The organism is Streptomyces sp. NPDC012827, assembly GCF_042900905.1.
In the GTDB taxonomy this organism is placed as follows: Bacteria; Actinomycetota; Actinomycetes; order Streptomycetales; family Streptomycetaceae; genus Streptomyces; species Streptomyces gulbargensis.
The window spans coordinates 15,450-28,527 of sequence record NZ_JBIBBY010000011.1 but is presented as its reverse complement, the minus strand read 5'-3'; the positions used below and the strand labels follow the sequence as shown (position 1 = coordinate 28,527).

10 protein-coding genes and 2 pseudogenes are annotated in these 13,078 nt (G+C 72.8%); 6 read left to right on the top strand and 6 right to left on the bottom strand.

The window, feature by feature from the left end; all coding sequences use genetic code 11:
• The first annotated feature begins 26 nt into the window (after window positions 1-26).
• Window positions 27-830: a response regulator transcription factor gene (locus tag ACFY60_RS23395; RefSeq protein WP_388615234.1), complete on the top strand. Its 804-nt coding sequence runs from the start codon at window positions 27-29 to the stop codon at window positions 828-830.
• Between the two features lie 205 nt (window positions 831-1,035).
• Here the strand turns inward: ACFY60_RS23395 and ACFY60_RS23390 are convergent, their stop codons facing one another.
• Together ACFY60_RS23390 and ACFY60_RS23385 are read right to left on the bottom strand one after the other, a co-directional pair.
• Window positions 1,036-1,647, bottom strand: a complete 612-nt coding sequence (locus ACFY60_RS23390) for a hypothetical protein (protein WP_388615149.1) — start codon at window positions 1,645-1,647, stop codon at window positions 1,036-1,038.
• Between the two features lie 160 nt (window positions 1,648-1,807).
• Window positions 1,808-2,923 carry a winged helix DNA-binding domain-containing protein gene (locus ACFY60_RS23385; protein ID WP_388615152.1) on the bottom strand — a complete coding sequence of 372 codons (1,116 nt, stop codon included), beginning with the start codon at window positions 2,921-2,923 and terminating at the stop codon, window positions 1,808-1,810.
• A gap of 219 nt (window positions 2,924-3,142) precedes the next feature.
• Between ACFY60_RS23385 and ACFY60_RS23380 the strand changes: the two genes are divergently transcribed.
• Entirely contained in the window at window positions 3,143-4,255 is a 1,113-nt protein-coding gene (locus ACFY60_RS23380; protein WP_388615155.1) for a magnesium and cobalt transport protein CorA, read from the top strand.
• A gap of 286 nt (window positions 4,256-4,541) precedes the next feature.
• On the opposite strand, the pseudogene ACFY60_RS23375 reads toward ACFY60_RS23380, so the two are convergent.
• A pseudogene (locus ACFY60_RS23375) lies at window positions 4,542-4,949 on the bottom strand (transposase); the annotation flags it as partial.
• A 348-nt stretch (window positions 4,950-5,297) separates the two neighbouring features.
• Window positions 5,298-6,548: a phosphatidylserine/phosphatidylglycerophosphate/cardiolipin synthase family protein gene (locus ACFY60_RS23370; protein WP_388615158.1), complete on the bottom strand. Its 1,251-nt coding sequence runs from the start codon at window positions 6,546-6,548 to the stop codon at window positions 5,298-5,300.
• 788 nt (window positions 6,549-7,336) lie between these two features.
• Here ACFY60_RS23370 and ACFY60_RS23365 point away from each other — a divergent pair.
• Together ACFY60_RS23365 and ACFY60_RS23360 are read left to right on the top strand one after the other, a co-directional pair.
• A pseudogene (locus ACFY60_RS23365) lies at window positions 7,337-7,522 on the top strand (CorA family divalent cation transporter); the annotation flags it as partial.
• A gap of 563 nt (window positions 7,523-8,085) precedes the next feature.
• Window positions 8,086-8,286 (top strand): DUF5988 family protein, encoded by a 201-nt coding sequence (locus tag ACFY60_RS23360; protein WP_388615236.1) that lies wholly within the window; start codon window positions 8,086-8,088, stop codon window positions 8,284-8,286.
• Between the two features lie 33 nt (window positions 8,287-8,319).
• Here ACFY60_RS23360 and ACFY60_RS23355 read toward each other — a convergent pair whose 3' ends face one another.
• Both ACFY60_RS23355 and ACFY60_RS23350 read right to left on the bottom strand, forming a co-directional pair.
• On the bottom strand, window positions 8,320-9,390 hold the full coding sequence (locus ACFY60_RS23355) for a lactonase family protein (RefSeq protein ID WP_388615160.1): 1,071 nt from the start codon (window positions 9,388-9,390) through the stop codon (window positions 8,320-8,322).
• Between the two features lie 131 nt (window positions 9,391-9,521).
• Window positions 9,522-10,547 (bottom strand): hypothetical protein, encoded by a 1,026-nt coding sequence (locus ACFY60_RS23350; protein WP_388615163.1) that lies wholly within the window; start codon window positions 10,545-10,547, stop codon window positions 9,522-9,524.
• A gap of 512 nt (window positions 10,548-11,059) precedes the next feature.
• Here ACFY60_RS23350 and ACFY60_RS23345 point away from each other — a divergent pair.
• Complete coding sequence (locus ACFY60_RS23345; protein WP_345286276.1) at window positions 11,060-11,170, top strand: keywimysin-related RiPP; 111 nt, start codon at window positions 11,060-11,062, stop codon at window positions 11,168-11,170.
• Window positions 11,171-11,195: 25 nt separating this feature from the next.
• Window positions 11,196-13,070, top strand: a complete 1,875-nt coding sequence (locus ACFY60_RS23340; protein ID WP_388615166.1) for a lasso peptide isopeptide bond-forming cyclase — start codon at window positions 11,196-11,198, stop codon at window positions 13,068-13,070.
• Window positions 13,071-13,078: the final 8 nt, after the last annotated feature.

The window sequence follows — 13,078 nt, the reverse complement described above, 5'->3', positions numbered from 1 at the left end:
GAAGGAGTGGTTCCGTGGCCGAGCGGATGGAAACGGTGGAGCTGCGCGGGGCGCTGCTGCGGCTGCGCCGCGCCAGCGGGCTGCCCGTCGTCTTCGGCGGGCTGCTCCAGGAGGGCCGCGCCATGCGGATCGCGGAGCTCAGCGGGGCGGTGACCCCGGCGCTGCGCGGGCTCGCCGTCTCGACCGGCGCCGGGCTCGGCGGCAAGTGCCTGGCCCTGTCCCGGCCGTGCGCGGTCACGGACTACCGCTCGGCCCGGCACATCACCCACGAGTACGACGGGCCGGTGGCGGCGGAGGGGCTGCGCGCGGTGATCGCGGTGCCGGTGGTCGTCCGCCGTACGGTGCGCGGGGTGCTGTACGGGGCGCTGCGCGACGCCCTGCCTCTCGGTGAGCGGGTCTTCGACGCGGCGGTCGCGGCGGCCCGGGACGTCGAGCAGGCCCTCGCCGTCCGGGAGGAGGTCCGCGGCCTCCTCGCCCCGCCGCCCCCGGCCCCCTCCTGGGAGGAGGTCCGCCAGGCCCACGGCGAACTGCGGGGCCTGCTGCCCCGGGTGACCGACCCGGCCCTCCGCGAGCGGCTGCTCGCCGTCTGCGGCCGCCTGGAATCGGCCGCCGGCGCGCCCCCGCGACCGCCGTCGGTGACGCTGACCCCCCGCGAGACGGACGTCCTCGCGACGGTCGCCTCGGGTGCCACGAACGCGGCGGCGGCCCGGAGCCTCGGCCTGCGCCCGGAGACGGTGAAGGGCTACCTGCGCTCGGCGATGCGCAAACTCGGCGCCCACACCCGTCTGGAGGCGGTGGTGGCGGCGCGGCGGGCGGGGGTGCTGCCGTAGGGACGATGTTGCGAAGGCGCTCCGGGAGGTGTCTCACGTACTCCCCGTGCGACCTCGGCGGACCGGTGCTGGAGGCCTCGACGCCGGGGTTGCTCCGGATCGCGGCACATTCCGCGAGGAGGTCCGCCACGTGATCCGGAGAAACCTTCAGGTCCCCGTGCGCCGGAGTCGGAGTCGGAGTCGGAAGGGAACGCGCGCGTCCCGTTCAGCGCCTCGTCCGCACCAGCCCGCGGAAGGGCCGGAACCATGGGCCGGCACCGCCGGGTTCTTCCTGGAAACCGGCGAGCACGAGGAGCTGCCGTCCCTCCTCGCCGATGAAGAAATACGACGTCGCCGCGGCCGAGGGCACCGGGGCGGTGGGGACCCGCTCGGCCAGCTCGTCAGCGAGCGCTCGGGCCGTCCTGTCGTCCTCGGTGTCGTACCACGTCGCGGTGAAGTGGCGGGCGGCTTCGTCGTGCCGCCCCGCGAAGCGGTAGGGCACGTAACGGCCTGGCGGCTCCGCCGCGTACAGCGCCCGGATGGCACTGCCGAGAGTCTGCTGGTTGCGGGGGTCGGCGGCGAAGGTCCGGTGCGCTTCGGGACTCGTCCATTGGGCGAAGTTGAGGACGGTCCGGCCGTCGGAACCCGCCAGACAGTGCCGCGCGAGGTACGCGGCCGGCAGCCGGGCCTTCTCCCAGGCGTCCATGACGCCGGTCATGACCTTCTGTTGTTGTTCGGGCCCCCTGGTGTGCCAGAGCGACGCCAGGATGAGGCCGGCGTCCGGACGGGCGGGGTCGGGCAGTGCGAGCGGCCGGAGGCCGGCGACGTGGGCAGTCATGGCGTCAGCCTCCGACCTCAACCGCGATCGAGGTCAAGTGCCGTGCTCGACCACCACCGGCTGTCGACCGCGAGCCCCGCACGACCCGCCAACGTGGTCGATCGCGCCTTCAGGCCGTCATGTTCGGCACGGTCCGCGCTCCCTCCGGTCGGGGCGGCGGCTACCGCTCCTCCGTGAGGACGATGTCGTACGGAACGCCTTCCGGCACGGTGATCCGCAGGGTTCGTTCGGCCTCGGTCGTGAGGGCGGCGCGCTGGGCGCGCGTCACGGGGGCGAAGGGTTCGACGGTGAGGATGGTCCGGTCCTTCTCCTCGGTGAGGTGCCAGAGGCCGGCGAGGAACCCGTCGAGCAGGAACACGCGGTGGGCCTGGTTGCCGGTCCAGGTGCGGGTGCGGTGGGCGGGCGGGACGACGCGGGTGCGGTCGGCGTGGGAGAGCAGCAGGTTGTCGAACTCGGGCAGGAAGCGGGGCGGGGCGGGGGTGTCCTCGTCGGGTCGGGGCGCGTCGGGGAGGTCGAAGAGTTCGGTGCCGTGCTCGTCCCGGAAGGTGAGGAGCCGGGGCCGCAGGCGCTCGAAGGCGGGGCGCAGCCGGGTGAGGCCGCACCAGGTCTGCATGTCCCTGACGGAGGCGGGGCCGAAGGCGGCCAGGTACCGCAGGACGGTCCCGTCGGCGTCGGCCGGCCCGGGGGCGGGTCCGTCGAACCAGGCGTCGGCGGTGGTGAGGGCGACCCGCCCGGAGCGGCCCCAGAGGCCGCGCGGGGTGACCTGGACGAGCGGGAGGAGACAGCGGGCCGCGACGGAGAGGGACTGCGGGTCGGCGCCGGGCCAGTCGCGCAGGAGTTCCTCGCGCAGTTCCTTCGGGGTGCGGGGCCGCGCCTCGACGAGCGCGCGGGAGCGGGCGGCGAGCCGGTCCAGGTCCACCCCGGCGAGGCCCTTGCGGAACTGGGCCAGCTCGCGGTCGATGGCCCCGGCCTGCACGAACCCGCGCAGGGCGACCGCGTCCCGGGCCGTGTGGGTGTGGACGGTGGAGCGCAGCGTCACGATGCGGGCGACGGTACGGGACTCCATGAGCCCCGACAGATCCGCGGGCCGGAAGCCGTCGAGCCGGGCGGCGAGCGCGTAGTACGGGGGCCTGGTGTTCTGCGCCTGGAGCCCGGCCAGGTGGCCGACCGCCTGCTCGGCGGTGAGCGGCGCGCGGCGCAACAGCAGCTGGCGGTCGAGGGTCGCCCGGTTCAGGGCACGGGGACCGAGGACCGGGTACGTCGTCGTGGAGGCCATGCCCGGGACGGTACTCGCGCTCCGGGGGGGGCCAGGAGCGCGGCAGGGCGGGGGCGTCGGGCGGGCGGGGGCGGGGAGGTACCCGACGGGGCCGGCGCCGGGTGGGGGCGGGGCCGGCGCCGGATGCCGGCCGGTCCGCTGCGGGGCGCCGGGGGTCGGGAGGCACCCCGCCCCCGATATCCTGCGGAGCGTGCCCGGAGATCCAGGAGGTGAGGGTCCGTGCCCGACCGCCGCCCCCGCGCCACCCGGCGCAGCCCGTCCGAACCGCCCCCCGCCCCGGCGGCGCCGTCCGCGCCCGCACGCGTCGACGGTCCGAGCGTCGTCCAGGCGAGCCTCTACCGGGACGGCCGGCGGGTCGCCTCCCCCGCGACGCTCGCGGACACCTTCCGGCAGCTGCGGGAGCACCCCGACGGCATGGCCTGGATCGGCCTCCAGCGGCCGACCGCACAGGAACTGCACTCCCTGGCCGCCGAGTTCGACCTGCACGAGCTCGCCGTCGAGGACGCGATGGAGGCCCACCAGCGCCCGAAGCTGGAACGGTACGGCGACACCCTCTTCGTCGTCCTGCGCGCCGCCCGCTACCTCGACGCCCAGGAGGAGGTCGAGTTCGGGGAGCTGCACGTCTTCGTCGGCCCGGACTTCGTGATCACGGTCCGCCACAGCGCGGCCCCCGACCTCTCCGCCGTGCGCCGCCGCATGGAGGCGGACCCCGACCTGCTGGCCCTCGGCCCGGAAGCGGTCCTCTACGCGATCCTCGACGCGGTGGTGGACGGTTACGCCCCCGTCGTCGCCGGCGTCCAGAACGACATCGACGAGATCGAGACGGAGGTCTTCGGCGGCGACCCGGCGGTGTCGCGCCGCATCTACGAACTCTCCCGGGAAATGGTGGAGTTCCAGCGCGCCACCCGCCCCCTCGTCGGCATGCTCCACGGCCTGATGGCGGGCTTCGCCAAATACGGCACGGACGAGGAACTCCAGCGCTACCTCCGTGACGTCGCCGATCACGTCACCCACACCAGCGAACGCGTCGACGGATTCCGCCAGGCCCTCACGGAGATCCTGACGGTCAACGGGACTCTGGTCACCCAGCAGCAGAACGCCGAGATGCGGGCCCTCGCCGAAGCCGGATTCGAACAGAACGAGGAAATCAAAAAGATCTCGTCATGGGCCGCCATTCTGTTTGCGCCCACGTTGGTGGGAACGATCTACGGGATGAACTTCGACCACATGCCGGAGCTGCACTGGGTGTACGGCTATCCGTTCGCGGTCCTCCTGATGGCCGTGGTGTGTTCGAGCCTGTACGTCATCTTCAAGCGGCGGGACTGGCTGTAGACGGCAACCTGGATTCGCTGATCAACTTCACAATAGCGAACGACATGGCCGGGCCGTTCCGAGGTTTTGGGGAGCATGCGCGGTACTGAGGGGCGAGCGCTTACCTCCCCGACTGCAGAGCGTCGGAGTTCGTTGCGGTGTCCAGCCACCGGCAGCTCGCGTGCCGCTCGGCTGGTCCTTATCGCCGACGGAAGGACCCCTACGACGTCACGGGCCCTTTCTTCCACGATGGGTGTGCGGTGGGCGGGGTCGATTCCTGTCTTGTCCTGGTAGAGGACGAGCGTCTCAGGTGCTCGACCCGGGCCTTCTTGGCCTCGTAGTCGGGATCGCGGGAGGTCTTCCAGGTCTTCACGCGTTGCAAGGAGACACCCTCCTCGCGGAGCAGGCCCCGCAGGCCCTCGTGGCCGATGTCGTCGACCACCCCCTCGGCGACCAGAAGGTCGGCCAACTTGGCCAGGCTCCAGGTTGAAAACGGCAGGCCATGCTCAGCTGGCTTTGACTTGGCGATTGTCTTGATCTCGCGTCACTCAGGCAGGGCAAAGGTCTTTAGGCGTCCACCCTTGTACTTCGGGTAAAGCGCCTCGAAACCGTCGGCGTTGAAGTCATGGATCACGTCACGAACCCGGTCCGGGCTCGTGAACGTCACCTCGGCAATCTTCGCCACGGCCATGCCCTGCACGGACGGCAGTATCATCTGCGCGCGCCGCCACGTTACGATCGCCGCTGGTCGGCGGACGGCACGTGGGAGCTGCTTCTCCGGCGGGTCCAGGCCGAGGCGGACGCGGCCGGTGACAGCGACTGGACATCTCGGTTGACTCGATCTCCGTGCGCGCACCGTCACGCCATCCGTTGCCGCCACCACCGCCGTTCGTCCCTTCAAGAGGGTTCCGCGCTTCCCCGGCCGGAGGGGCGCGTCCATGGCGCCACCGCTGGTGGGTGCCTGCCGGCTGCACCGACCACCGCATCGGGCGCGTGGTGGAGGGCCTGCCTGGTGGCCTGTGTGGGGCAAGGGCAGCCGGCGGGCGGGACGCCGTGGCGGGGGTCAGCGGCAGGCGCCGGTGTCGTCCGCCGTGCCCGGGAAGGACGCAGCCTTCGTCTGAGCGAAGTTGGCCACGAATGCGTCGTACACCGCGGGCGTGGTGATCCGCAGCATCGTCTCGTCGTTGTCGCGCAGAGCCGGGCCGCTCCAGTTATGGCTGCCGGTGAAGACCAGCTTCTCCCGCGCCCCCGCGTACATGCCGTCGATCATGAGGTTCTTGGAATGCACGATGCGGTTCGGGGTCTCGGAGACGGAGTCATGGTCGTGCTGGTAACAACGGGCGGTGAGGCGGGACTGGCCGTGGAGGGCGTTCCAGGTACCGGTGTCGGTCTCGCTGTAGACGATGTCAACTGTGCAGCCCGCCGCCGCGAGCGAGCGCAGTTTGTCGGCGACCGCCTGGCGGGTGATCTTCAGCATCGCCACGCGGATCGCGGTGCGGTGGGTCCCGGCCGAGTCGCTCCAGGTGCAGCCGACGTTGTCGAGGGTGTTGACGACGGTGTCGGTCTCGTCGGTGGTACCGGCGCGCGGGAAGAAGTACGCCTTGTAGTCGGCCGCGCCGGCGGACGTGTAGTCCCAGGCGGCCCGGTCCTGCTGCGTCAGCTTGGTGAAGTACGAGGTGTACGCCGCGTAGAGGGTGGGGTTACCGGCGAAGCCGACGGCGCTGTTCCAGTAACGGGAGTAGTTCGAGGTGGTCAGGTTCGAAGTCGTCTGCAGGACGACCTGTGTAGCCGCGCCGCCGCCGACGCTGCTGAACAGCAAGAACTTGTTGTGATTGATCCCGCTCGTGGTCGAGCCCAGGCACGACCGGCCCTTGGCACACAGGGTGACGTACGAACTCTTGGCGATGTCGGTGCCGAGCGCCGCCTTGAGCGTGTCGTACGACGCGGGGTTGCCCTCCGGGGCGCTGACCGTCGTCTCGTCGAGGACCACCTGGACGTCGATCCCGCGTGTGCTGTGGGCACGCGCGAGTTCTTGGGCGATGGTGGTGTCCCACAGGTGGTACATCGCCATGCGGATCGTCGAGCCGTCGTCGGCAGCCGCAATGAGTTCGCGGACGCGGTTCTTGATGGCGTTCTGCGCGGCCGGATCGGCGGACGTCGGGGTGTTGAACAGCGGCCCGAGCGCCGGTACGGCGGCCGTCTCGGCCGGCGCCGTCTCCTCGGCGGTGGCACTCTGCGCGGAACCGATGGCGCCGACGGTCAGCACCAGGGCGATGAAGGTCGCTGACAGGCGTCTGCGGACGCTGGTCCTCATAAACTCTCCTTGCAGGAAATGCACTTGTAGTGATCATGACCTTAGACGGTGTCTCACTGGCAATCGCAGTGAGTTCTTACAGCAGGCCATGACTGCGGTGAGCCCGGCGACATCAAGACTTTCGTCGGAGAGATCTCGGCCCGTGGATGCCTTCAAAACGGCCAGGCCTGGACGAGGGCTCGCTGCTTGTCCATCGACATGCTGGCGATGCGTTCGAGGGCGTCGGCGGTCGGGACCGAGGCGGCGGCCGGTGAGCCGCGTGACGGCGGCGGCTTCGGCGAGCATGCCCCGGTCCAGGGGGAGGCCGAGCATGTCCCTCACGTAGGAGCGGGAGTTGCGCAGGATCTCGGTGATGGGACTGTCGTCGTACGTGCGCTCTCGGCCAGGTCGAGCAGCGGGCCGTGGGGTTCTTGCGGATATCGACGGCGCTGGTGCCGATGGCCCACGGCCCGGGTCGGTCGCAGTCCCGCACGAGCGGGAGGGACGCCGGTGTGACGTTGGCTGCGACGGTGGCGGTGGCGGTGGCGGGGATCGCGACGCTGGCGAGAGCGACAGCGCACAGGGCGGTGCGGGCGAAACGCAAGGGGATCTCCTGAGGGTGAGGGCACAGGCAAGGGAAGGTGCGCTGCAATGGGGCAGCGGTGCCGCCGCGGGCGAAGCCCCGGATGACCCGTTCGGGCCGGAGCCAGTGGGCAGGGAGGTCAGCGGCTGCGGGCCGGGGCCGGCCAGGCACTGGGCCAGAGCCCCTGCTCGTACGAGGCGCAGGTCAGGGCTGCGAGGGCGAGGACTTCGAAAAGATTTCCGCCTGGGCGGCGATCCCCTTCGCCCCCACCCTGGTCGGGACCATCTACGGCATGAACTTCGACCACATGCCGGAGCTGCACTGGGTGGGTGGCTACCCCTTCGCGGTCCTCCTGATGGCCGTGGTGTGCACGAGCCTGTACGTCGTCTTCAAGCGGCGGGGCTGGCTGTAGGCCGACGCCCCCGCGCCGGGGCCGGGCCGGGCCGGGCCCTCGGTGGGGTCCGCGTGCTCACCCGGCGTCCGTACGAGCGGGAGACGGCGGGCGGGTGAGGGAGGGGTTTCCTGGGGAGGTCTGCGGCGGGACGGTCCGTCATCGCCGATCGTCCGACGTGACCTCCGCCCCGGAAGGAGCCCCCGTTGGCCACGCATGCCCCGTGGGAGACCATCGGCCGCCTCGCCGGCCTCTTCACGGCCCTGGACACCGCACGGGGGATCTCTCCCGAACAGCAGTGGACCCTGCAGGTGCTGAAGCTGGCCGAGGAGGTCGGTGAGTCGGCGCAGGCCGTGATCGGGGCCATGGGCACCAATCCCCGGAAGGGGCGGAGCCACACGTGGCGGCACGTGCAGGAGGAGGTCGCGGACACCGCCATCACCGGCCTCGTCACGCTGTACCGGATGCTCGGCGACGACGCGCCGGCCTTCCTCGACGCGATGCTCGCCGCGAAGGCCGAGGCGTTCCTCCCGTACGCGGGCTCCCCGGGTGCGCCCGGCGGCGCCCGTGGTGAGACTGGTGCCATGGCGCACAAGGTGTTTCTGGAAGGCGGGCCGGACGAGCTGCCCGAGCGGGTCGTCCCCGCCGGGCACCCCGGCGAGGACGTGAAGATCCCCCGCCGGGGCGGTTACGAGCACTTCAGGCCGACGCCGCGCCGCCAGGACACGGCGGAGGGCACCCTTCCGGTGTACGAGTGGTGGGAACGGACCGAGATCGCCGAGTGAGCGCCGCCGGGCGGGCGGCCGGGCCCCGCCCGCTCAGGCGAGGACGAGGCAGGCGGCGGCCGGCACCGCCACCGCGCCGGCGCGGACGAGACGGCCGGTCTCCGGGTCCGCGTCGAACCAGGTGATGTCGCCCGACCATTCGTTGACGACGTAAACGCGGCGCCCCGACGCGTCGGTCACCAGGTCGCGCGGCCAGCTGCCGCCGCACTCGACGACATCGACGAGCTGCGGCTTCCCGGCGTCGTCGGTGAGGTCGAAGGTGAGGACGCGGTCGCTGCCCCGCACGGCGGCCCGGACGAAGCGCCCGTCGGGCGAGACGGACACCACCGAGGGGTAGGCCCGTTCGCCCGCGGGGAGCCCCGTCGTGTCGACGGCGACCTCCGCGAGCGTTTCCAGACGCCCGGCCTCCGCCTCCCAGCGGCACACCGTCAGCTGCGGCTCCAGCTCGTGCAGGACGTACACCAGGGTGCCGTCCGGGTGGAACGCCAGGTGGCGGGGCCCGGAGCCGGCGCGCAGCACCGTCTCGGAGTGCACCCGCAGCGCCCCCGTCTCCGGGTCGAGCGCGCAGACCCGTACGGAATCGGTGCCCAGGTCCACGCTCAGCACCCAGCGTCCGCCGGGGTCGGGCAGCACCTGGTGCGCGTGGGGGCTCCGCTGCCGCTCGGGGTCCGGCCCGGATCCCCGGTGCGCCAGCACCACCGGCGGTCCGGTGAGGCTCCCGTCCTCCCGCACCGGCAGGGTGCCGACGCCGCCGGAGCCGTAGTGCGCGGTCAGGACCCGGCGCCCCACGAAGTCGACGTACGCGGGCCCCTCCCCGCCCACCTCCACGGCCGGGCCCAGCGGGGTCAGCCTCTCCCCCTCGGCCCGCAGGGCCGCCACCGCGCCCCGCTCCGTGTCGCTCGCCGCGTACAGGACCCCGGTGCCGGGGTCGAGCGCCAGCCAGGAGGGGTTCTCGACCGTCGCCACCGTCGCCCGCGGCACCAGCGCCCCGTCCTCGTCCCTCACCTCGGCGACGGTGATCCCGTCGCCGCCCCCGGCCGTGAACGACCCGATGTACGCCCACCGGCTCCCGCTCCGGCCGCCGTGTTCCGCGCTGACCACCACAAGGTCCACCTCTCGTCGCTTCGTCGCACTCGGCGACGCCCAACGACGGTGTCCGCGCCCGGTCACCGGCCCTTGCTCCATTCGCCTCGCGGCGTCACTCCACGGGGGGCCGGCCGGTGCGGGCCCGCCGGTCAGGCCCAGTACGCGGCCCGTATCTCCCCCTCCTCGACGTGGCGGCGCGGCAGCCGCAGGCCGAGGGAGGTCTCCAGGGCGTGGAAGTACAGGGCGAACGTGTCGGTCAGCTCGGGGTGGTCGAGCTCGGCCCGGCGTACGGCCCGGTTGAGGTGGTCCAGTTCGCCGCCCCGGGGGTACGGCGCGCGGCCGCGCTCGTACCAGATCAGCTCCAGCATCCCCAGGCCGTCGTCGACGCGGCGGCCGTCCCGGTCGTGGTCGAAGGTGTAGATGGCCTTCGCGGTGGTGGCGCTGAGCCGGACCGTCTCGGTGATGCCGAGCGCCCGGTAGGCCTCCTTGTCGGCGAAGGCCCCTGGCGGCGTGTCGTGGTGCAGCAGGTACGTCCAGCCGCCCGCCTGCCCGAAACAGCAGCTCTCCCACTGCCGGTCCGCGTAGGTCCGGCCGCCGTCCACCGCCCTCAGGTCCTTCAGGCGCGTGCCTGCCGCGACCTGGGCGGGATCGGCCCCGTACAGCAGGGCCAGCCGCTCGGCGTCGACGGGTTCGCCGGGCGCCGCGCGGAAGAAGGCGAGGGTCGTGTACGGCTCCTGCCGGCGCCAGGACCGGGCGATCCAGGCCAGCCCCTCCAGCGGGTCGCGCCCGCACGCCCCGACCGTCCCCGGGTCGTCCAGGCCGCCTCCCTGGAAGCGTCGGCCCCACACCGGGTCGATCCGCTCCAGCGCACCGGCCGCCTCGGCGGGGCCGCCGGCGCGCCGGAGCACCGCGTCCTCGGCGATGAGGTACAGCACCTGCCCGAGGTCACGGGTGGCGAACACCTGCCGGTAGGGACCGTGATGGACGCGCACGGTGCCGTCCTCGTCGACGACCAGGCACAGGCCGCCGTCCACCACTTCCTCGGAGTGGTCGGCCAGCTCCTCCAGCTCGTCGTCCGACCGGGCCACGGGCGGCAGCGCGGCCCCGTGGAGCAGGTCGTGTCCGGCGGCCGTACGCTGCCAGGCCTCCGCGAGTGTCCGTTCGGTGATCTTCATGGCCTCAGCATAGGAACGCCCACCGACAACGGGCCGGGTGCCGGGGATCGAAGGCGCCCGGAGCGCCGGCGTCGGCAGCGCCTCGCGTCGGGATCCGGCCATTCGTCCGGGGTCGGCTCCGGAGGGAACCCGGTGGCGCGGATCGGCGGACGAGGCGGGGATCGGTGTGCGTGCGACACCGGCGTGCGCCCCCGCCGGGTTTCCCCGCGGGGCTTCCCGGGACCGCTCATCGCGAGCGTGCCGTTCCGTGCGCGGGCGAGTGGGGAGCGTGCAGGGGCGCACGCGGATGGTCTTTTCACGCTCGGTGGCATTTCGGCCAGCACACCAAATCGACCGATAGTCACACTTTCTTGGGCACTCTTGTTGGACTCCGCGCGGTGCGCATAGCTGGATACACGCACCGCTTCCCGGCCCGGGGGCTCCCGATGAGCTCCGGCCGGGTCGCCGCGGGCCGGGCTCCGGTTCGTGGACGGCCAGGGAGGCGGACGTACAGCCGCACCTGAGGAGAAGTCATGAAGAAGGCATACGAGGCACCGACGCTCGCCAAGCTCGGGTCGTTCCGGAAGAAGACGGGGCTCCTCCAGAGCTCCGGCAACGACCGGCTCATCCTGAGCAAGAACTGACGACCGACGGCTCCGACCCGACGTCATGACTGAACTGCACGAGAGTGCGGGGACGGGCCCCGGCGACGCGCACTTCGCGGTCTTCACCGACCGTGAGGACGCGGCCGCCGTGGCCCGCTCCTTCTCGCGCCCCGGGACACGTGTCCTGGCACACCCCTCGGGACGGCCCTGGCTGGTGGGGCGGTGGCACGACCAGGAGCTCGTGACCGCGCACGCCGGCCGCGCGGCCCTCGCCGTCGTCGGCTGCTGCCCGGTGGACGCCGCCGAGCTGGAACGCCGTGCCGCACGCCTGTCCGACCTCGCCCAGCTCGACGCCCTGGCACGGACGCTGCCCGGGAGCTTCCACCTCGTCGGCGCGCTCGACGGACGGCTCCGGGTACAGGGCACGGCGTCCGGGCTCCGGCTGGTGTTCCACGCCGCCATCGGCGGGGTACGGGTGGCCGCCACCCGCGCCGACGTGCTCGCCGCCGCGCTGGGTGCCGAACCGGACCCGGAGCAGGTGGCGGTGAGACTGCTGTGGCCGGTCCCCCATCCGCTCGGCGAGGCCCCGATGTGGCGGGGCGTGACCGCCGTCCCCCCCGGGGACGCGCTGATCGTCGCCCCGGACGGCAGGACCGTACGCCACGCGACGTGGTGGACGCCGCCCGAGCCGGTACGGCCGCTCGCCGACGGCGCGCCCGCCGTCAGGGAGGCCCTGACCGCGGCGGTGGACGCCCGTACGGCCCGCGGCGGGGTGGTCAGCTGCGACCTGTCCGGCGGCCTGGACTCCACCTCCGTCTGCTTCCTCGCCGACCGCTCCCCCGCCCGCGTGGTGGCGAGCACCTGGCCGGGGCGCGACCCCGCCGACACCGATCTGTACTGGGCCGAGCAGGCCGCCCGCGCCATGCCCGGCGTCGAGCACGTCGTGTGGGACGCCGACGCCTCACCGCTCGTGTACGAGGATCTGCTGGCGATCGACGATCTGCTGGACGAACCCACCATCGGCGTCATGGACCGCTCACGCGTCCTGCACCACCTGCCGGCCATGGCCGAGCGCGGCAGCCGGCTGCACCTCACGGGCATCGGGGGCGACCACGTCGCCTGGTGCTCCGAGGCGTACTACCACCGGCTGGCGCGCACCCGGCCCCTCTTCGCCCTGCGTCAGCTGCGCGGCTTCCGCGCCCTGTGGCAGTGGCCGCTGGGCGAGACGGTCCGCGCGCTGGCCGACGCCCGGCCGTACGGGAAGTGGCTCGGCGACGCCGCCGGACAGCTGCGCGCGCCGCTGCCCGCGACGGTGCGCACCGGCCTCGGCTGGGGCATGCCGCCCCGGATCTTCGACTGGGTCACCCCCGACGCCGAACGGATGATCCACCGGGTCCTGCGCGAGGCCGCCGGGAGCACCGGTCCGCTCCACCCGGACCGCGGGCTGCACGCCGATCTCGACCAGATCCGCTCCTGCACGCGGATCATCCGCCAGTGGGACCGGATGGCGGCGCGCGCCGGAGTGCCGATGGCCTCGCCGTTCCTGGACGACCGCGTCGTCGAGACCTGCCTCGCGGTCCGGCCGGACGAACGGGTCACGCCCTGGCGGTACAAGCCGCTCCTGACGGCGGCGATGAGCGGGATCGTCCCCGAACCCTGCCTGCGGCGCACCACGAAGGCCGCCGCGTCCATGGACGCGTCCAACGGCCTGCGCGAACACCGCGCCGACCTGATGGCGCTGTGGGAGGACTCGCACCTCGAACGGCTCGGCCTGGTCGACGGCGAGGCCCTGCGCCGGCTCGCCCGGCGCCCGTCCACACCCGAACTGCGCGACGCGATCCTCTATTCGACCATCGCCGCCGAAGTGTGGCTGCGCGGCCTGTCCCGGCCCGCGGACCCGGCGGTCACCGCCGGAACCGGTACCGGGAACCGGCCCTGAACCCCTCA

Coding starts and splice junctions, on each gene's coding strand:
- ACFY60_RS23395 (WP_388615234.1), top strand. CDS start 27: ATGGAAACGGTGGAGCTGCGCGGGGCGCTGCTGCGGCTGCGCCGCGCC.
- ACFY60_RS23390 (WP_388615149.1), bottom strand. CDS start 1,647: ATGACTGCCCACGTCGCCGGCCTCCGGCCGCTCGCACTGCCCGACCCC.
- ACFY60_RS23385 (WP_388615152.1), bottom strand. CDS start 2,923: ATGGCCTCCACGACGACGTACCCGGTCCTCGGTCCCCGTGCCCTGAAC.
- ACFY60_RS23370 (WP_388615158.1), bottom strand. CDS start 6,548: ATGAGGACCAGCGTCCGCAGACGCCTGTCAGCGACCTTCATCGCCCTG.
- ACFY60_RS23360 (WP_388615236.1), top strand. CDS start 8,086: ATGGCGCACAAGGTGTTTCTGGAAGGCGGGCCGGACGAGCTGCCCGAG.
- ACFY60_RS23350 (WP_388615163.1), bottom strand. CDS start 10,547: ATGAAGATCACCGAACGGACACTCGCGGAGGCCTGGCAGCGTACGGCC.
- ACFY60_RS23345 (WP_345286276.1), top strand. CDS start 11,060: ATGAAGAAGGCATACGAGGCACCGACGCTCGCCAAGCTCGGGTCGTTC.
- ACFY60_RS23340 (WP_388615166.1), top strand. CDS start 11,196: ATGACTGAACTGCACGAGAGTGCGGGGACGGGCCCCGGCGACGCGCAC.